The organism is Nocardia tengchongensis (genome assembly GCF_054781395.1).
This window is the reverse complement of the sequence record NZ_BAAGUM010000003.1, coordinates 331355-349234: the sequence shown is the minus strand read 5'-3', so window position 1 is coordinate 349234 and position 17880 is coordinate 331355. Positions and strand designations below refer to the sequence as shown.

At 67.4% G+C, this 17880-nt stretch carries 17 protein-coding genes, 2 tRNA genes and 1 pseudogene; 9 read left to right on the top strand and 11 right to left on the bottom strand.

The window, feature by feature from the left end; translation table 11 throughout:
- Positions 1–68: 68 nt before the first annotated feature.
- Entirely contained in the window at positions 69–500 is a 432-nt protein-coding gene (locus tag ACYVKL_RS04545; RefSeq protein WP_379170869.1) for a 2-isopropylmalate synthase, read from the bottom strand.
- 539 nt (positions 501–1039) lie between these two features.
- Complete coding sequence (gene polA, locus ACYVKL_RS04540) at positions 1040–3775, bottom strand: DNA polymerase I (RefSeq protein ID WP_379170872.1); 2736 nt, start codon at positions 3773–3775, stop codon at positions 1040–1042.
- Positions 3776–3896: 121 nt separating this feature from the next.
- Here polA and ACYVKL_RS04535 point away from each other — a divergent pair.
- Positions 3897–3969 (top strand) — tRNA-Trp (locus tag ACYVKL_RS04535).
- A 61-nt stretch (positions 3970–4030) separates the two neighbouring features.
- Here ACYVKL_RS04535 and ACYVKL_RS04530 read toward each other — a convergent pair.
- The 6 genes from ACYVKL_RS04530 to ACYVKL_RS04505 form a co-directional block, all read right to left on the bottom strand.
- Entirely contained in the window at positions 4031–4726 is a 696-nt protein-coding gene (locus ACYVKL_RS04530) for an ABC transporter ATP-binding protein (RefSeq protein ID WP_379171454.1), read from the bottom strand.
- Between the two features lie 47 nt (positions 4727–4773).
- A complete protein-coding gene (locus tag ACYVKL_RS04525; protein ID WP_379170874.1) occupies positions 4774–5736 on the bottom strand; it encodes an ABC transporter ATP-binding protein in 963 nt (320 codons plus the stop codon).
- Positions 5733–6950, bottom strand: coding sequence for a branched-chain amino acid ABC transporter permease (locus ACYVKL_RS04520; RefSeq protein WP_379170876.1), 1218 nt, complete (start codon positions 6948–6950; stop codon positions 5733–5735). The genes ACYVKL_RS04525 and ACYVKL_RS04520 overlap by 4 nt, the downstream gene beginning before the upstream one ends.
- Positions 6947–7987 carry a branched-chain amino acid ABC transporter permease gene (locus tag ACYVKL_RS04515; protein WP_213560579.1) on the bottom strand — a complete coding sequence of 347 codons (1041 nt, stop codon included), beginning with the start codon at positions 7985–7987 and terminating at the stop codon, positions 6947–6949. Before ACYVKL_RS04515 ends, ACYVKL_RS04520 begins: the two co-directional genes overlap by 4 nt.
- A 74-nt stretch (positions 7988–8061) precedes the next feature.
- Positions 8062–9294 (bottom strand): branched-chain amino acid ABC transporter substrate-binding protein, encoded by a 1233-nt coding sequence (locus tag ACYVKL_RS04510; RefSeq protein WP_379170880.1) that lies wholly within the window; start codon positions 9292–9294, stop codon positions 8062–8064.
- A gap of 229 nt (positions 9295–9523) precedes the next feature.
- Entirely contained in the window at positions 9524–10147 is a 624-nt protein-coding gene (locus ACYVKL_RS04505) for an ANTAR domain-containing response regulator (RefSeq protein ID WP_213560578.1), read from the bottom strand.
- Between the two features lie 224 nt (positions 10148–10371).
- Here ACYVKL_RS04505 and ACYVKL_RS04500 point away from each other — a divergent pair.
- Positions 10372–10458 (top strand) — tRNA-Leu (locus ACYVKL_RS04500).
- A gap of 59 nt (positions 10459–10517) precedes the next feature.
- Here ACYVKL_RS04500 and ACYVKL_RS04495 read toward each other — a convergent pair.
- A pseudogene (locus ACYVKL_RS04495) lies at positions 10518–10604 on the bottom strand (site-specific integrase); the annotation flags it as partial.
- Between the two features lie 43 nt (positions 10605–10647).
- Between ACYVKL_RS04495 and ACYVKL_RS04490 the strand changes: the two are divergent.
- The 4 genes from ACYVKL_RS04490 to ACYVKL_RS04475 all read left to right on the top strand — a co-directional run bounded on the left by ACYVKL_RS04490 (position 10648) and on the right by ACYVKL_RS04475 (position 13744).
- Positions 10648–10761 (top strand): hypothetical protein, encoded by a 114-nt coding sequence (locus tag ACYVKL_RS04490; protein WP_379171456.1) that lies wholly within the window; start codon positions 10648–10650, stop codon positions 10759–10761.
- A gap of 90 nt (positions 10762–10851) precedes the next feature.
- Positions 10852–11070 carry a ferredoxin gene (locus tag ACYVKL_RS04485; protein ID WP_213560569.1) on the top strand — a complete coding sequence of 73 codons (219 nt, stop codon included), beginning with the start codon at positions 10852–10854 and terminating at the stop codon, positions 11068–11070.
- Positions 11067–12476, top strand: coding sequence for an NAD(P)/FAD-dependent oxidoreductase (locus ACYVKL_RS04480; RefSeq protein WP_379170882.1), 1410 nt, complete (start codon positions 11067–11069; stop codon positions 12474–12476). The genes ACYVKL_RS04485 and ACYVKL_RS04480 overlap by 4 nt, the downstream gene beginning before the upstream one ends.
- Complete coding sequence (locus ACYVKL_RS04475; RefSeq protein WP_379170884.1) at positions 12473–13744, top strand: cytochrome P450; 1272 nt, start codon at positions 12473–12475, stop codon at positions 13742–13744. Before ACYVKL_RS04480 ends, ACYVKL_RS04475 begins: the two co-directional genes overlap by 4 nt.
- Here ACYVKL_RS04475 and ACYVKL_RS04470 read toward each other — a convergent pair.
- Positions 13734–14462 carry a ferritin-like domain-containing protein gene (locus ACYVKL_RS04470; RefSeq protein ID WP_379170886.1) on the bottom strand — a complete coding sequence of 243 codons (729 nt, stop codon included), beginning with the start codon at positions 14460–14462 and terminating at the stop codon, positions 13734–13736. The two genes, ACYVKL_RS04475 and ACYVKL_RS04470, sit on opposite strands and share 11 nt — an antisense overlap.
- A gap of 44 nt (positions 14463–14506) precedes the next feature.
- The gene (locus ACYVKL_RS04465) at positions 14507–15451 is read right to left on the bottom strand and encodes an NAD-dependent epimerase/dehydratase family protein (RefSeq protein WP_379170888.1); all 945 of its coding nucleotides are present in this window, start codon (positions 15449–15451) and stop codon (positions 14507–14509) included.
- Between the two features lie 129 nt (positions 15452–15580).
- Here ACYVKL_RS04465 and ACYVKL_RS04460 point away from each other — a divergent pair, with 129 nt between their 5' ends.
- From ACYVKL_RS04460 to ACYVKL_RS04450, 3 genes are all read left to right on the top strand, one after another.
- On the top strand, positions 15581–16591 hold the full coding sequence (locus tag ACYVKL_RS04460) for a glycosyltransferase (protein WP_379170890.1): 1011 nt from the start codon (positions 15581–15583) through the stop codon (positions 16589–16591).
- Positions 16592–16678: 87 nt separating this feature from the next.
- Positions 16679–17170 carry a hypothetical protein gene (locus tag ACYVKL_RS04455; RefSeq protein WP_379170892.1) on the top strand — a complete coding sequence of 164 codons (492 nt, stop codon included), beginning with the start codon at positions 16679–16681 and terminating at the stop codon, positions 17168–17170.
- 88 nt (positions 17171–17258) lie between these two features.
- Positions 17259–17771: a monooxygenase family protein gene (locus ACYVKL_RS04450; RefSeq protein ID WP_379170895.1), complete on the top strand. Its 513-nt coding sequence runs from the start codon at positions 17259–17261 to the stop codon at positions 17769–17771.
- The last annotated feature ends 109 nt before the right edge of the window (positions 17772–17880 follow it).

Sequence of the window (17880 nt, the reverse complement as noted above, 5' to 3'; positions counted from 1 at the left end):
TCGCACCGCCGCAGCATCAGCGCCGCAACTCCCGAAGGAGCTGCGGCGCTTCGCTTTTCAGCGGAGGCTCAGAAGTGCGAGCCGAGGTGGTTGATGCCGGCGATCATGGCACGGATGGTCGACTCGGCGGCGTCGTCGGCGAGGGCGGCGCCCCAGCCACGACGGCCGTTGAACTCGCACTGCACGAAGGTGGCGGTGCCGTCCGGGGTGCTGCGCTGGTGGAAGGCGAGGATCTCCACCGGGTAGCCCTCGTCGTAGAGCGCCGAGGTGAGCGCGGCCACCGGGCTGCCCGTCGCCACGACGGTGCGCAGGTGAGAGGCGATTTCCAGGGTGGCGGTCCCGGCGCGGTCGCCGATCGGGGTCCAGTCGCTGAGCTTCACCGGGCCCATCGGGTCGCAGTAGCGGTCGTGGAACTCGGCGGGGGTCAAGGCGGCGCATTCGGCCCGCAGGCTCGCGGGGGCAGCGGCAAAGAACATGGCGGTATCCAGAGTGATGGTCATTGAACTAGGTCTTCCCGACTTCTTCCGAAGAATTGACAGAGGGGACCAGCAAAAGAAAGTTCTATCGGCCGCAGCGAGGGGCCGGTCCGAATCAGACCCCGCTACGGCGGAGAACTACGAGTACCCGATCGCCGGCCACATTCGCGGTGAGCGAAATAAGCGCTGCGCGGTCGCGGTCTGCGACATCGAGCGCTGCGCTGCGGCTGTTGGCGGGATTCGGCACGGGGTCGAGCATAGGGGGAGGTCCGCGCGATGGCAACCACATTCGTGATCGACCCACGAGTAACTTCGTCGCAGGTCACCGCCGATGCGACGGGCGCCACACCGCCTCCGGCCCGTGCTCCGGCAAACACTGTGGGCCCGGCAAACATCCGATACGTGAACTTCCCCAGGTCGACGCAATTCCGGCAACCCGTACAGCCGGTGGCGGGTGCGCGCGCCCGGGCGCACATCCGGCCCCTCGAACGCTGACCGCCCGCACCGAATCCCGGTGCGGGCGGTCAGCGTGTCGCGCGACTCACGGTCGCGTGTCGAGTTTCCTAGTGCGCGGCCGAATCCCAGCTGCGGCCCACACCCACCGACACCTCGAGGGGCACCGACAGCTCGATGGCATTGGACATGTGCTCGCGCGCAAGCGATTCCAGCTGCTCCCGCTCCCCCGCCGCGACCTCGAAGACGAGTTCGTCGTGGATCTGCAGCAGCATGCGGGATTTCAGACCGGCCGCGCGGATCGCCTTCTGGGTATCGATCATGGCGACCTTGATGATGTCGGCGGCCGTGCCCTGGATCGGGGCGTTGAGCGCCATCCGCTCGGCGGCCTCGCGGCGCTGCCGGTTGCTGGAGTCCAGATCCGGCAGGTAGCGGCGGCGGCCGAAGAGGGTCTCGGTGTAGCCGACCTTGCGGGCCTGATCGACGGCGTCGTGCAGGTAGTCGCGGATGGCGCCGAAACGGTTGAAGTAGATGTCCATCTGGACCTTGGCCTCGTCGGCGCTGATCTTCAACTGCTGCGACAGCCCGTAGGCCGACAGTCCGTAGGCCAGGCCGTAGGACATGGCCTTGATACGGCGGCGCAGCTCCGGATCCACCTCGGAGATCGGGATGTCGAAGGCCTTGGAGGCGACGAAGTTGTGCAGGTCCTCGCCGGAGTTGAAGGCCTCGATCAGGCCCTCGTCCTTGGACAGGTGGGCCATGATCCGCATCTCGATCTGGCTGTAGTCCGCGGTCATCAGCGACTCGAAGCCGGGGCCGACGACGAAGGTGTCGCGGATGCGGCGGCCCATGTCGGTGCGGATCGGGATGTTCTGCAGGTTCGGCTCGGTCGAGGACAGCCGGCCGGTGGCCGCCACCGTCTGGTTGAAGGTGGTGTGGATGCGGCCGTCGTCGGCGACCGACTTGAGCAGGCCGTCGACAGTCACCTTGAGGCGGGTGGCGTCGCGGTGCTCGAGCAGGTGCTGCAGGAAGGGGTGCTGGGTCTTCTCGTAGAGGCTCTCGAGCGCGTCGGCGTCGGTGGTGTAGCCGGTCTTGGTGCGCTTGGTCTTCGGCATGTCCAGCTCGTCGAACAGCACCACCTGCAGCTGCTTGGGCGAGCCCAGGTTGATCTGCTTGCCGATGACGCCGTACGCGTTGTCGGCGGCCTCGGCGACGCGCTCGGCGAACTCGCGCTGTAGCTGCTCGAGCTGATCGGAGTCGACGGCGATGCCGGCGGCCTCCAGGTCGGCCAGCACGCCCAGCAGCGGCAGTTCCATGTCGTGCAGCAGCGCGGTCGACTCGATGCGCTCGAGCTCGGCGTCAAAGGCGTCGGCGAGGTCGAAAACCGCGCGGGCGCGCAGCATCTGGGCGTTGGCGGCCTCGGCTTCGACTTCGTCCTCGTCGTCGAGCAGCGACAGCTGGGTCTCGCCGCCGTTGTCCACACGCAGTTCCCGGCTCAGGTAGCGCAGGGACAGGTCTTCCAGGTTGAAGGTGCGCTGTCCCGGCAGGATCAGGTAGGCGGCCAGCGCGGTGTCGCTGCTGAGCCCGCCCAGCTGCCAGCCACGGCCGCGCAGGGCGTGCATGGCGTTCTTGGCCTCGTGCAACGCCTTCGGGATCTCCGGGTCGGCGAGCCATTCCCCCAGCGCCTTCTCGTCCTCGGGGGTCAGGGTGTGGACGTCGATGTAGGCGCCCTCACCGTCGGCGGCCGCCAGCGCGACGGCCTGGGTGTCACCCTGCACCGGCGAGCCGTTGCCGACCACCGAAACCCCGTGCCGCACACCGGTTCCGGCGTGCTCGGCGAGCCACGCGGCGACGGTGCCCGCGGACAGCGCGCTGCCGCTGATCTCGAAACCGGATTCGGCCTCGGGCTCCACCGGGGCCAGGGTGTCGAAGAGCCGGTCGCGCAAGACCCGGAACTCGAGCTCGTCGAACAGGCGGTGGATCTTGTCCCGATCCCACGGCTGCACGGCCAGCTGGCCGGGGGCGTACGGCAGCGGCACGGTCTTCACCATCTCGGTGAGCTGCCGGTTCAGCACGACGCTGGACAGGTTGGCGCGCAACGCGTCTCCGACCTTGCCCTTCACCTTGTCCACCTGGTCGACCAGGGTGGCCAGGTCCCCGTACTCACGGATCCACTTGGTGGCGGTCTTCTCCCCCACGCCCGGAATGCCCGGCAGGTTGTCGCTCGGGTCGCCGCGCAGCGCCGCGAAGTCCGGATACTGCGCCGGGGTGAGCCCGTACTTCTCCTCGACGGCCGCCGGGGTGAACCGGGTCAGCTCGGAGACGCCCTTCTTCGGGTACAGCACGGTGACGCTGTCGTTGACCAGCTGCAGCGAGTCCCGGTCGCCGGTCACGATGAGGACCCGGAAGCCCTGGTCGACGGCCTGGACGGTGAGCGTGGCGATCAGATCGTCCGCCTCGTACCCCTCGATGGCCATCACCGGAATACCCAGCGCCCCCAGCACTTCCTGGGTGGTCTCCACCTGCCCCTTGAACTCGTCGGGCGTGGTCGCCCGATTCGCCTTGTACTCCGGGAACGCCTCGGTCCGGAAGGTCTTGCGGCTCACGTCGAACGCCGCCGCCACATGCGAAGGCTTCTCGTCCCGCAGCAGATTGATCAGCATCGCCGTGAACCCGTACACGGCATTGGTGGTCTGCCCGCTCTGCGTCTTGAAGTTCTCCGCCGGCAGCGCGTAGAACGCGCGATAGGCCAGCGAATGCCCATCCAGCAACAGCAGGGTCGGCTGTTCCCCGGACACGGACGTAGGCGCGACAGCAGGACGCTGATCAGTAGAGGCAGGGGTCACCCGAGAGAGTCTAGGTATCACCCCCGACATCCGTGGGCAGCGGGCATACTCGGCCGGTCGCCCCAGGTCAGCGAAACCGATTTCACCCGAGCCGGGGGACCTGGTACCGTTTCCTCCGCCAAGGGGTGTAGCTCAATTGGCAGAGCAGCCGTCTCCAAAGCGGCAGGTTGCAGGTTCGATTCCTGTCGCCCCTGCTTGAAGGTTCGGGCCGGTCACCGGAAGGTGACCGGCCCGAATGCTTTTCGGGGGGTGGGGTCAGCCGACGCCGAGGTAGGCGGACTTGACGGCGGGGTCGTCGAGCAGGGCTCGGCCTTCGCCGGTCTTGGTCACCTCGCCCGTTTCCAGGATGTAGGCGCGGTCGCTGCGGGTCAGGGCCTGCTGGGCGTTCTGTTCGACCAGCAGGACCGTGGTGCCCTGGGCGTTGATGTCGGCGATGATCCGGAAGATCTGCTGGATCACCATGGGGGCCAAGCCCATCGACGGCTCGTCGAGCAGCAGCAGCGTGGGGCGGGCCATCAGGGAGCGGGCGATCGCGACCATCTGCTGTTCGCCGCCGGAGAGGGTGCCGCCGACCTGTTTGCGGCGTTCCTCCACGCGCGGGAACAGGCCGAAGACCCATTCGAGGGTCTGGTTGTATTCGGCCTTCGTCTTGAAAGGGCGTCCGTAGCAACCCATATCGAGGTTTTCCTGGACCGTCATGCCCGGGAACACGCCGCGGCCCTCGGGAGCCTGGATCAGTCCCTTGCCGACGCGTTCGTGCGCCTTCATGCGGGTGATGTCGCGGCCCTCGAAGAAGACGCGGCCCCGAGTCAGCGGCAGCAGGCCCGACAGGGCACGCATGGTGGTGGTCTTGCCCGCGCCGTTCGCGCCCAGCAGGGTCACCAGCTCACCCTGGGCCACCGACAGCGAAATGCCGTGCAGGGCTTGGATCCGGCCGTAATTGACCACCATGTCCTCGACCCGGAGCAGGGCGTCGGCGGTGGCGGGGGTCGGGGAGGTCACTGACCGTCACCGCCTTCCTCGTCGGGCACGCCGAGATAGGCGGCGATCACCTTGGGATCCTCACGAATCGCGGCGGGCAGGCCGTCGGCGATCTTGCGGCCGAACTCGAGCACCACCACACGATCGGTGACACCCATGACCAGACGCATGTCGTGCTCGATCAGCAGCACGGTGAAACCGTCGTCGCGGATCTTGCGGATCAGGTCCATGAGCGCGGACTTCTCGCTCGGGTTGAAACCGGCCGCGGGCTCGTCCAGGCACAGCAGTTTCGGTTCGGTGGCGAGCGCGCGGGCGATCTCCAGGCGGCGCTGGTCACCGTAGGAGAGATTGCGTGCCTTCTCCACCGCCTTGGCGCCGATACCGACGAATTCCAGCAGCGCCATGCCTCTTTCGACCGCGTCGCGCTCCTCGCGCCGATGCCGGGGGGTACGGAACACCGCGCCCGGAATCGAGGTCTTGTGCCGCGCGTCGGTGCCGACGACCACGTTCTCCAGCGCCGTCATCTCGTTGAACAGGCGAATGTTCTGGAAGGTGCGGGCGATGCCCAGGCGCGTGATCTCGTTGCGCTTGGACTTGGTCAGCGGCTTGCCGTCGAAGTACACGGTGCCCGCCGACGGCTTGTACACCCCGGTGATGGCGTTGAAGCAGGTGGTCTTGCCCGCGCCGTTGGGCCCGATGAGGCCGAGGATCTCGCCGCGCAGGATGTCGAAGGTGACGTCCTCGAGCGCGGTGAGACCGCCGAACTTGACGGTCAGCCCCTCGGTACGCAGCAGTGGCGCGCCGACGGCGGTGTCGATGTCACGTTGCGGGGCAACGGCTTCCGCGACCGCCCCGGGGTCCTTGTAGACCGGCAGCACCTCGGTCACGTCCAGCATGCCCGCGCTCGGTTCGGCGGGCGGCGGGGAGTATCCGGCCGAGAGGTCCTCGTTGTCGAACATTGCGTCGCCCGGCCCGGTCACTGGTCGGCTCCCGCCGTCGCGCCGGCCACGGGACGACGAACCGCTCGCGCGATCTGCCTGCCGTAGGCCAGCAGTTTCTGCCGGACCGGGAACAAGCCCTGCGGCCTGAAGATCATCATCACCACCAGCGCGAGTCCGAACATCAAATACTTGTAGTCGCCCAGGGATTGGTCGCCGATCTGCACCGACTGGAACCGCCACGGCAGATACGCGATCAGGAACGCGCCCACGATCACGCCCAGCTTGTTGCCCGAGCCGCCGATCACCACCGCGCACAGGAACAGCATCGACTTGATGATGTCGAATTCGCCGGGGCTCACGTACGACACCTGACCCGCGTAGAGCGTGCCGGACAGCCCGCCGATGGCCGCACCGATGGTGAAGGCCCACAGCTTGAACTTGAAGGTCGGCACGCCCATCATCTCGGCGACGTCCTCGTCCTCGCGGATCGCCACCCAGGCCCGGCCGACCCGGCTGCGCTCCAGGTTGCCGACGAACAGCAGCACCAGGATCACGAACACCAGGCCCAGCCAGAACCACCAGGTGCCGCTGCCGGCCCGGTCGAGCAGATTCATCGAGTGCTTGTCGCCCAGGTTGCCGGAGGAGAAATAGCCCTCCGGATGTTGTTGCGATTCACCGACATTCGGGTGCGCGATCCGCGACAGACCGAGGCTGCCGTTGGTGATGTCGCCCAGATTGTCGGCCATCAGCCGCACGATCTCACCGAATCCGAGGGTGACGATGGCGAGGTAGTCGCCGCGCAGCCGCAGCGTCGGGGTGCCCAGGACGAGCCCGGACAGCGCCGTCGCGGCGATCGCGAACGGCACGCAGATGAACCACGACCACGGCGTGTTCAGCCAGCCGTCGGCCTGGTTCCAGGGGCTGTTCGGGCTCGTCATCAAGCCGACGGTGTACGCGCCGACCGCGAAGAAGCCGACATACCCCAGGTCGAGCAGACCCGCCTGGCCGACAACCACATTGAGGCCGATGGCGATCAGCGCGTACATGGCGAACTGAGCCATGACGACGCCGAAGTTCACCGCGGGGGTGTCGATCAGCGGCGGCGGGAACAGGGGCAGCAGCGCGATCAGGATGATCGCGGGCACTCCGATCCCCCACTGCGCGGGCCGGGCCAGTCCGTCCCACCAGGAGCGGATGGCGTCACCGACGCCGCGCATCGGCCGGGTCGGTGCGGGTTGCGTGGTGTGACTCATGCGCGGGCCCTCCCCAGCGACTCGCCGAGAATGCCGGTCGGGCGGAACATCAGCACCAGCACCAGCAGGGCGTAGGCGACGACGTCCTTCCATTGATTGCCGAAGAACATCTGCCCGTACTGCTCGATCACGCCGAGCAGCAGACCGCCCAGCAGCGCACCACGCAGATTGCCGATACCGCCGAGCACCGCGGCGCTGAACGCCTTGATGCCGAGCAGGAATCCGCCGTTGAACACGATCGTCCCGGCCGGCCGCAGCAGCGTGTACAGCAGGGCGGCGGCGCCGGCCAGCAGGCCGCCGATCAGGAAGGTGAGCATGATGACCCGCTCGCGCGATACGCCCATGAGCGTCGCGGTGTCCGGGTCCTGGGCGACCGCGCGAATGCTGCGGCCGAATTTGCTTCTGTTGATGAACATTTCGGTGCCCACCGCCAGCAGCACCGCCGCGACGACGATCACGATGGACACATTGTCGATCCGCGCGCCGCCGATGGTGAACTGGGTGGTCGGCTCGACCAACCGGATATTGGTCTGCGCATTCGTGCCACCCAGTTTGTTGCCGGTCAGTTTCGGCAGCGCGTAGTGCACGAATTCCTGGATCACGAATGACATTCCGATCGCGGTGATCAGAAATGCGAGCGGCTTCGCGCCGCGTTTACGCAACGGCCGGTATGCCACCCTTTCCAACCCCACCGCGGCGACGCCGGAGACGGCCATACCGATCAGCATGGCGACACCGAGATAACAGACCGTCAGCACCACGCCTTGGTGATACGCGTCGGCCCGGCCGGTGAAACCCAGTAATTCCAGGCCCACATAGGTGCCGAACATGCCCAGCATGAATATTTCCGAATGGGCGAAATTGATCAGGCGCAGCACGCCGTATACGAGGGTGTACCCGACGGCGACCAGCGCGTAGATCGCGCCATAGGTCAGGCCGTTGACGGTCAGCTCCCAGAAGCTGTGGACCACCCCGGATCCGTTGAAGTCGATCGACTTGGCCAGCAGGTCCGCGCCGACGGTTGCGGAAGAACTCATTCGCTACTTTCGCCAGGGAGGACTCAGCGTGTGCGCACACTGTCGGCGCGCACACGCTGAGTCGAATCCGTGAACTACTTGACCTGATAGATCCAGATACGCGCGGCCGAGAGCTCGCCGGTGGGACCGAACTCGAACGGCTTCGACAGGCCCGTGCCCTTGTAGGTGCGCACGTACTCGAGCAGGTCGGGACGCGTGACCTTCCCGGCGTCGATGCCCTTGAGCAGGATGGTGGTCAGGTCGTAGGCCTCGACCGAGTAGACGCCGGGCGCCTGGCCGTTGAGCGCCTTGTAGTCGCTGGCGAACTTGTCCGGCGCCGGGCCACAGGGGCACGACAGCAGGGCGTCCTTGGACGCGGTTCCGGCCTGGCGCACGAACTCCGGGTCGTTGGAACCGTCGGCGGACACGAACGGCGTGGTCACGCCCGCGGTGCGCAGCTGCTGCACGAACGGGGCGGACTCGGCGTAGTAGCCGGAGTAGAAGATGGCGTCCGGCTTGGCGGCCGACAGCTTCGACACCGCGGCGGAGAAGTCCTTGTCGCCTTCCTTCACGCCGATCGCGCAGCTGGTGTCGTTGGCCGCGCCGAGCGCCTCGGAGACCGACTTGGCCAGGCCCGTACCGTAATCGGTGTTGTCGGCGACGACGCAGACCTTCTTGAAGTTCTTCGTGTTGACCAGGTACTTGCCGACCGCGGCGCCCTGATCGTCGTCATTGTTGAGGCCGCGGAAGAAGGTCTTCCAGCCGTTCTTCGACAGTGTGGCGTTGGTGGCCGAGGCGGTCAGAGCCGGCAGGCCCGCCTCGCTGATGATCTGACCGGTCGCCTTGGTCTCACCGGAGAAGGTCGGACCGACCAGGCCCACGATCGACGCGTCGCTGACGACGGTCGGGACGACGGCCGTCGCGTTCTGCGGCTTGCCCTCGGTGTCGAACTGCTTGACCGACACCTGACAGTTCGGGTTGGCCTTGTTGTGCTTGTCCAGCGCCAGCTTCACGCCGTCCAGGACATTGATCCCGAGCGCGGCGTTGCCGCCGGTCAGCGGGCCCACCATGCCGATCACCTGCGGGGCGCAGGTGGCCTTGCCGTCACCGGCCGGATCGGCCGCGGCGGTCGCCTCGGTCTTGGGCACTTCCTTGCCGTCCGGGCCGATCTGCACCAGCGGCTGGATCGACAGCGCCGAGCCCCCACCCCCGGAACTGTCGTCGGACTTGCTGCTGCAGCCGGCACTGCCCAGTGCGAGCACGGCCGCGGCCCCGACGACAAGCATCCGGACCGTGCGACTGTGCCGCATGGTCGACGTGCGCGTCATTGAACCAAGCACGATTCACCTCATGTTCTGTGCGCCCCCGGGGTGACCGAGGAAGGCCGCCCCATCGATCGGCCCGCACAGAAACATAGTCCGGCCAGGTTAGCTCCGCATCACATTCGAATCATCCATGTGACATCGCAACTAACGCGGAACGCCCCGCTGTTACCGCACTGTTAATTTCTCCAGTGCATTAGTGGCAACAACAGGGCGACAACCCGGCAAATGCGCCTTACTTCGGCGCGAGGTTCTCCAGCACGACTTCCGCGACCGCCTTCATAGTGGTGCGACGATCCATCGCGGTGCGCTGAATCCACTTGAACGCCTGCGGCTCCGAGAGCCCCTGGGTCTGCATGAGCACACCCTTGGCACGCTCGACCAGCTTGCGGGTCTCGAGCCGGTCGGTCAGATTCGCGACCTCGCTCTCGAGCGCGGCGATCTCATGGAATCGCGATGCGGCCAATTCGATGGCCGGCACCAGATCCGACTTGGTGAACGGCTTCACCAGGTACGCCATCGCCCCCGCGTCGCGTGCCCGCTCGACCAGGTCACGCTGGCTGAAGGCGGTCAGGATGACCACCGGCGCAACGCGTTTCGACGCGATCTCGGCGGCCGCGTCGATGCCGTCCCGGCGCGGCATCTTCACGTCCATGATCACCAGATCAGGCCGCAGCTCCTCGGCGAGGTCGACGGCCTGCTGACCGTCACCCGCCTCACCCACCACGTGATAGCCCTCCTCGGAGAGCATCTCCACCAGGTCCATCCGGATGAGCGCCTCGTCCTCGGCAACCACCACCCGCTTGGGGGCGGACGCCGCAGCGTCCTTCTTCGAACCGCCCCCTGCTGTCGTTCCCATAGATGAACCCCTGTCGCTTCCGAAATACCGATACCCGATGCCACCTCGTCTTGCGCCACCCTCACAGGACCAGCACGCACCCGAGTCACCCAAAGAGTACCGTTCACCCGCCCCTACAACCCACGTACCCAGCGCAAACTGACCAGTATCACAACGGTGTCGTCCCCCGACCCCCTCGATTAGCTCGTTCGCACCACGACCCGCTATCATTTCCCTCGCGGTGCGCCGAGTTGGCGGAATTGGCAGACGCGACGGTCTCAAAAACCGTTGCCCGGAAGGGCGTGTGGGTTCGATTCCCACACTCGGCACCAGGGTAGAGGGCGGTTCCGGTGATCACCGGAACCGCCCTTTTCTATGCGGTCCGCGGCAGCCCCAGCATCCGTTGCACGACTTCGATATTCGCCCCAGCGCTGATGGCCGATGAGGCATCGGTATGCCGAAGGCCATGCGGGACCACTCCTCTCGAGGAATCCCACCGAAACGGCCAGAGCTACACGGAGATTGCCGATCGACTCGGCATCACCAAGGGGCGCATCAGCCAGATCCGATCTACCGCATCCGGTCCCGAACGCGCCCCTTCTTCGGAGTCGGCGGAGATGAGGAAGCCTGGATAGGGGAAGGTGGCGAGGACTAGGCTTAGGTCCGGATCGAGCGATCAGCAGGGTTACCACATCGGGACACAGTTCGGGTGAGGAGCTGAGGGTATGCGCATCGTGGTTGATCTGAATCGGTGTCAGGGGTATGCGCAGTGTGTTCCGCTGGCGCCGGATGTGCTCGAAATGCTGGGCGAGGAGGCGCTGGCGTATGACCCCAACCCTGATGACGCGCAGCGTCAGCGGGTGTTGCGGGCGGCGGCGGCGTGCCCGGTGCAGGCGATCATGGTGGAGACCCATACCCCCGACGGGCCGGAGCCCGAGGAATGAGCACCGCGTCGTTGGCCGCGGACCTGGTCAGGATGTTCCGGGCCGAGGGTCGGATCGTGATCGTGGGTGCGTCGCTGGCCGGGCTTCGTGCCGCGGAAGCTTTGCGAGACAAGGGCTTCTGTGGGCCTTTGACCCTCATCGGTGACGAGACGCACGAACCCTACGACCGCCCGCCGCTGTCCAAGCAGGTCCTGAAGGGCTGGGTTCGCGCCGATCACACCAAGCTTCCCCGGATGCGGGACATCGACGCGCAGTGGCGGCTGGGTGTGGCCGCGACCGGTTTGGACCGGGTGAACAAACAGGTCTTGCTGGCCACCGGAGACGCGGTGCCCTACGACCGGCTGCTCATCGCCACCGGCGTTCGCGCACGGCCGTGGTTCAACCCGGCCGAGGCCGCCCTGCAGGGGGTGTTCACCGTGCGCACCTGCGATGACGCGGCCCGGCTGCAGGCGGCACTGCGGGCCCGCCCGAAACGGGTCCTCGTCGTCGGCTCGGGGTTCGTCGGCTCGGAGATGGCTTCGGTGTGCTGCGAGCTGGGGTTGCCGGTGACCGTCGCCGAGCGCGGAGGCGGGCCGCTGGTGGGGCCGCTGGGCGGGGTGATCGGCGATATCGCCGCCCGAATGCAGCGCGACGCCGGCGTCGACCTGCGTACCGGCGTATCGGTGGAAGGCCTCGACGGCGATGCCGGCGGGCATGTGCGCCGGGCCCGGCTCTCGGATGGGACCACCCTCGATGTCGATGTGGTGGTGGCGTCGTTGGGGTCGATCCGCAACGTCGAGTGGCTGGCGGGCGCCGGGCTGGCCGCCGGTTTCTGGGGGGTCGGTTGCGACGCGGGCTGTCGCGCGTTCGACATCAACGGGGTGGTGACCGACAACGTCTTCGTGGCCGGGGATGTCGCGCGTCAGCCGCACGTGCTGTACGAGTATCAGTTCATCTCGATGGAGCACTGGGACAACGCGGTGTGCGGGGCGCAGGTCGCCGCGAACAACATGATCAATCTGGAGACCGAGCGGCGACCGCACTTGCCGCTGCCCTCGTTCTGGTCGGGCCAATTCGGGGTGAACATCAAGGGCGTGGGGGTGTGCTCGTTCGGCGATGAGATCGTGTTCACCCAGGGGTCTCCCGAGGACTATCGATTCGCCGCGGCGTACGGCCACCGGGGACGCATCGTCGGAGCGGTGACGTTCGATCATGGCAAGTGGCTGCCGTACTACGCGGCGATGATCGAGCGCTCGGCACCGTTCCCGCCACCGCCACCGGGCTATGACCGAGCGCCCGACCCGGCGCCGATGCCGGCGCGCTTCCCCGATCCACGAGTGCCGACCGAGATGCCCGATGTGGTGCTGACCGGTCACGACCCCACCTCACGAGGCGCCGAGTTCCACTGGACCAGGGAGCCGGCATGACTGCGGCGAGCGCCTGGGCGGAGGCGATGAAATACGAACACCGCGCCGACCCGTACCCGTTCTTCGACCAACTGCGCCGGACCCCTGTCGCGCGAGTGGCCGACAACCTGTACGTCGTGACCGGCTATCAGGAACTGCTGACGCTGGCGCACGACCCCCGGATCAGCTCCGATATCAGCCGCAGCCCACTGGGAGCCGCCCTGACGTCGGGCGCCGGCTCGGAGCCCGGCGCCGAGGACATGCAGGTCTACAGTCGTCGGCCGAGCATCATCGTCTCCGATCCCCCCGAGCACGATCGGGCGCGCCGACAGGTGATGCGCCACTTCGGCTCACCGCATTCACCCGACGTCATCCCCGGCATGGAGCCCGACATCGTGCGGTTGTGCAACCAGCTGCTCGACGGCATCGAGCCCAGCGGCAGGACCCGGCTGGACGTGGTCGACGATTACGCCTACCCCGTGCCGGTGATGGTGATCTGCAAGATCCTCGGGGTCCCGCTCGCGGACGAACCCCGGTTCCATGCCTGGATCCGCGACATGGTGGCCGGCATCGATCTGGGCCCGGATGCGACCACCGAGCAGGGTAAGGCCCGCGCCGAGAAGTCCCGCGCAAGCCGTGACGCACTCGTGCGCTATCTGGCCGACCTGATCGAGCAACTCCGACGCGAGCCCGGGCCGGGCTTGCTGTCCGAGCTGATTCACGACCACGGCCCCGACGGTCCGATGCCGGCCGAACAGGTGTTGTCCAATGCCGTGCTGCTGCTGGTCGCAGGTCATGACTCGACGGTCAACACCATCGCCAACTGTGTGATGACGCTGCTGCGCAACCCCGGGTCCTACGACCAGGTACGCAGCCGACCGGAGTTGCTCCCACGCGCGATCGAGGAGGTCCAGCGGCTGCAAGCCGCGGTGCAGTTCTTCCCCAGCCGCAGCGCTACGGCCGATATCGACATCGCCGGCATTGTCATCCCGAAAGGGGCAGCGGTGCACCTGGTCTACGCCGCCGCCAACCGCGACCCGAACCGCTTCGCCAACCCGAACCGCTTCGACCTCCACCGCCCCGACAACGAGCACTTCGGCTGGGGCAGCGGCATCCACACCTGCCTGGGCGGTCCGCTCGCACGACTCGAAGTGAACCTCGCGCTGGAAACCTTCCTCCGCCGCGTCGCCACACCCCGCCTGGTCGTCGACCCGCCACCGTATCGGCGAAGCCAAATCTTCCGCGGCCCCGAACACCTGCTCATCGACTTCGACCACATCACCGACTGAGCAGCACACGGTGCGGTGGGAGGGCCGTCGCGCAGATCGGGATGAAATGGGCGCGGGCGGTGCGGGCGAATTCTGTTCGGGTACTTCCCAATTGGCGTAGGGCGGGGCCGTGATCGAGGAGGACGACCAGGATGGCGGCGTACAGGATGGCCCACCAGGTTGCGCGAATGAGGGGGCGGAGGACGGGCGGGGTGGGGGCGAAGGCCAGGCGCAGGCGGTGGGTGTGGAAGGGGATGTGGCGTTGCTCGTCGGCCAGGATGAGGGCGGCCGTGCGGGTGGTGAGGGGGTCACGAACGCCGTCACGCAGCGCCCGGTAATAGGGAACGGCGATGACCTCGGCGACGGACAGCACCATGAGTTCCAGGCGCAGGCCCAGCCCCCGGCGCAGCCGGACGAAGATCGCGTCGGTCCAATGACCGGAGATCGGTTTCTCCCCTGCGGCGTGCAGGAGGTTCAGCAGCAGACGCGCGTGGTTGCGCTCCTCGGCGACGAACAGCCGCACTGCCGCCGCGTAGACCGGATCGCCCGCCGCGTCGGCCTTGGCGATGAGATGGGCGCCGTCGCCCGACTCGCCCACCTGGAAGCGCTGAATGCTGCGCACGAGGTCCGGATGCAGGGTCGCCCCGCCGGCATTGTCGGGATCGCCCGCTCGGGCCCGCGCCCGCGCCTTCGCCTCGAATTCCGTAGTCCACCGGGTGAATTCAGCAGAGTCGCGCATACGAGCCTTCCGATCTCGACTACTGGGCCGTTCCCGAACCGACTCTAGGAACCGGATGTGCGGATCGGGCGGACGCCGAGTGGAGATTCCGTGTCGGCCCGCCAGGTGTCCCCGACGATCTGGTCGATCGTGGAATGGACCGGCTTCCAGCCCGTTTCGGCAACCACCTTGGACGGGTCGACGATCAGGGTTGGCGGTTCCGGGGCCGGGGGGCGGTGGTCGAGGGTGAGGGACAGACCGGTCACTCGTTCCACCGCGGCGGCGACTTCCAGGATGGTGGTGCCGTGGCCGCTGCCGATGTTGTAGCGGGCGGCGGTGCCGAGGTGGGGTGGGTGGTCGAGGCAGGCTGCGAAAGCTTGGGCTGCGTCGGTGATGTGCAGGTAGTCGCGGGTGGATGAGCCGTCGCCGTTCACCGGTAGGGGTGAATTGGTTGATGCTGCGGCCAGGGCGCGCGGGATCAGGCGGGTCGGGTCGGGGTCGAATCCGCCGGCGATGTTGGACAGGCGCAGGATCGCGGCGGAGAGGTGACCGGACTGGGCGGTGGCTTCGATGGCTAGTTCGGCGGCCAGTTTGCTGCGGGCGTAGGGGTGGGGTGGGGCGTCGGGGAAGTCTTCGGTCATCGGCTGGCGGTCGGGGGTTCCGTATATGGCTGCGGTGGACGCGAAGACGATGGTGCCGACCTCGGCTTCCGCCATGGCCTCGAGCAGGGCGGCCGTTGCGGTGGCGTTGCCGCGGAAATAGCGGAGGGGTTCGGTGAAGGATTCGCGGGCTCGGGTCAGACCGGCGAGATGGCATACGGCATCGACGTTTCGCACCGCGCCTGAGAGGGCATCGGCGTCGAGTAGGTCGGCGATTCGAACTTCGGTAGCGCCCGGAATCACCGGGCCGCGGGAGCGGACCATGGCGATCGGCTCGTGGCCCGCCGCGTGAAGCGCTGCGATTACGGCACGACCGAGGTAGCCGTTGGCTCCGGTGACAAGTACTCGCACACGCTCATCATGGCATCGCGCAGCGCTCGACCTTCGACCGATCGACGGCTGCAGGGCTCGTGCGAGACGCCCTGTGTGGCAGGCCGTTCCAGCATGGTCAACCTCGGGTTGACGGTTTAGGGTGATGGGATGCGCCTGTTGTTTGCCAGCCTCGCGACAGTTGGACACGCCTATCCCCTGGTTCCGCTGGCGGTCGCGGCGCGCCGGGCGGGGTGCGAAGTGCATTTCGCCGCAGGGGAATCCGTGCACCCGGCGCTGGCCGCGCACGGGCTGCGGCCGTTCCGGCCGACGGACTGCTTCTCCGAGATCTACCCGGAGGATCTGGCCGGCGATCTCGAACGACTGCAACCGGATCTGGTGATCCACGAGTGGGGTGTTCCCGGCGCGGCGATCGCGGCGCGGCGGGCCGGGATTCCCGGTCTGTGGCATGGCTTCGGCCGCATGTTCCCCGACGGGATCGGGCTGGAATCACCGCTGCGGATCCCCGAGGTCGCGGGTCTGCCACATCTGGACATCTGCCCGCCGGCCCTGCAGGACAAGGACTTTCTCGCCGCGGACCGGATCCCGCTGCGCCCGATCCCCTACCCCGATCCCTTCACAGCGGACGCCCTGCCCGAACTCCCGGACTCCCGGCCGCTGATCTACCTCACTCTCGGGACGGTCTTCGGCACCCCGGAACTGCTCACCACCACCATCGCCGGCCTCGCCCGCCTCGACGCCCGCATCGTCGTCGCCGCGGGCCGGCTGACCCCGAGCGAACTGGGCCCACAACCCGACAACGTCAGCATCCACGCCTGGGTCCCGCAGACCCGGCTACTGCCCCACGCGGACGTCGTCGTCCACCACGGTGGCAGCGGCACCACCCTCGCCGCCCTGAATTCCGGCGTCCCCCAACTACTCCTGCCCCAGGGAGCCGACCAGTTCGCCAATGCCGACGCCCTGGAGGCGGCGGGCGCGGCGATCCAGCTCCGGGCGGGCGACATCGATTCGGGCGCCATCGCCGACGCCGCCGCGCGACTGCTGCCGCGCCGCGGCAACGACCATCGCGACGCGGCCCGGGCGATCGCGGCGGAAATCGCCGGTATGCCGGATCCGGAGACGGTGGTCGGCGCCCTGCGCGCCCATGCCGACGGCCGTTGACGGTGATCTTGTGAGAACCGCTGCCCGGCGGGCGGGGTGTCGCGCATGATCGGGGTGCTCTTGTTCGGAAAGCAGTATGGAGGCAGTATGCGAAACCCGGTTACCTCGATGGTGAGAGGCGGGTGGGGCCTCGGGGTGGGGGTGCTGATCGCGGCACTGAGCGCGGGCTGCGGGTCGCAGACCGATGGGCACGCGGTGCAGGAGACGACGGGAACGGGGGCGGCGACCACCGCCCGGGCTACGACGGCGCCGACGAGCGCGGCCAAGGAGACGACCAAGGTGCAAGGTGGATTGCCGGCCGCGGCGAACGGGACCGATCTGAGCGCCTGCGCGAAGGGCAACTGTGAGATCCGGGTGGACGGGCCGACCACGATTCCGGTGCCGGGATTCTCGCGGATCGGCGGCAGTGTGAAGATCGGCGAGATCAGCGCGCTGTCGACGACCGCGTCCACCACCGTGTTCGGACTGCCGGTGTCGGGATCGACCGGAGTCGGCGGCACCATCTTCCTCAACGGGCTCACCGTGAAGATAGTTGCCGTCCAGGGCAGCTCGGCGGTTCTGCGCCTGAGTACGTCGTAAACTCTGCAGTCACGGGCCGCGGTCGAACCGAGCGCACGGGGGCGACGTAGACCCGCACAAAGCAGCGAGAAAGTGCGGAGGCCCACGAATGCCGGTGGAGAGAATGACCGCGGACCTGTCCGACTACCCGGACCTGGTTGTGATCTTGCTCGGAATGCGGGTGCGCAAGCCGCGCGGAATGCTGCGGCTGCTGGGGCTCGGCCCCCGGCTGTACAAGTCGCACCACGATCGGCCGGACGGGCTCTTGTCGCACGAGGACGTGGTGTGGTCGCTGTGGCCGCCGCATTGGGGGGCGCGGCAGTATTGGCGCGACCTGGAGAGCCTGGAACGGTGGACCCGTTCGGAACCGCATCGCGACTGGTGGCAGCGGTTCCTGCGCGACTCCGGCGGCACCGGATTCTGGCACGAGGCCTATTTCGCCAGGGGCGGAATAGATTCCGTGTACGACGACATGTCCGCCACCACCGGGATGGCGCGCTTCGCCCCGATCGTTCCGGCCCGCGGGCGGTTATTCTCCACACGCGGGCGCACCCGGGGCGCCGGCTCCGAAATCGCGCCCGTGGTAACGGAATCCACGTTGTACGGTACGACCGACAAATAACGGTCGAGCTATTGATTCAGTGTGCGCGAAAAGGCATGCTGATCTTCGCCCGCGAGACGCACCGGTGAACGAGAAACAACGGTAAGTGAGCGACACCGAACCACCGTAT

Excerpts from the sequence above, each read along its gene's own strand:
- ACYVKL_RS04515 (WP_213560579.1), bottom strand. The coding sequence starts at position 7,987 with ATGAGTTCTTCCGCAACCGTCGGCGCGGACCTGCTGGCCAAGTCGATC.
- ACYVKL_RS04450 (WP_379170895.1), top strand. The coding sequence starts at position 17,259 with ATGCCGGTGGAGAGAATGACCGCGGACCTGTCCGACTACCCGGACCTG.
- ACYVKL_RS04520 (WP_379170876.1), bottom strand. The coding sequence starts at position 6,950 with ATGAGTCACACCACGCAACCCGCACCGACCCGGCCGATGCGCGGCGTC.
- ACYVKL_RS04475 (WP_379170884.1), top strand. The coding sequence starts at position 12,473 with ATGACTGCGGCGAGCGCCTGGGCGGAGGCGATGAAATACGAACACCGC.
- ACYVKL_RS04510 (WP_379170880.1), bottom strand. The coding sequence starts at position 9,294 with ATGACGCGCACGTCGACCATGCGGCACAGTCGCACGGTCCGGATGCTT.
- ACYVKL_RS04455 (WP_379170892.1), top strand. The coding sequence starts at position 16,679 with ATGCGAAACCCGGTTACCTCGATGGTGAGAGGCGGGTGGGGCCTCGGG.
- ACYVKL_RS04480 (WP_379170882.1), top strand. The coding sequence starts at position 11,067 with ATGAGCACCGCGTCGTTGGCCGCGGACCTGGTCAGGATGTTCCGGGCC.
- ACYVKL_RS04485 (WP_213560569.1), top strand. The coding sequence starts at position 10,852 with ATGCGCATCGTGGTTGATCTGAATCGGTGTCAGGGGTATGCGCAGTGT.
- ACYVKL_RS04460 (WP_379170890.1), top strand. The coding sequence starts at position 15,581 with ATGCGCCTGTTGTTTGCCAGCCTCGCGACAGTTGGACACGCCTATCCC.
- ACYVKL_RS04530 (WP_379171454.1), bottom strand. The coding sequence starts at position 4,726 with ATGGTGGTCAATTACGGCCGGATCCAAGCCCTGCACGGCATTTCGCTG.
- ACYVKL_RS04505 (WP_213560578.1), bottom strand. The coding sequence starts at position 10,147 with ATGGGAACGACAGCAGGGGGCGGTTCGAAGAAGGACGCTGCGGCGTCC.
- ACYVKL_RS04470 (WP_379170886.1), bottom strand. The coding sequence starts at position 14,462 with ATGCGCGACTCTGCTGAATTCACCCGGTGGACTACGGAATTCGAGGCG.
- ACYVKL_RS04545 (WP_379170869.1), bottom strand. The coding sequence starts at position 500 with ATGACCATCACTCTGGATACCGCCATGTTCTTTGCCGCTGCCCCCGCG.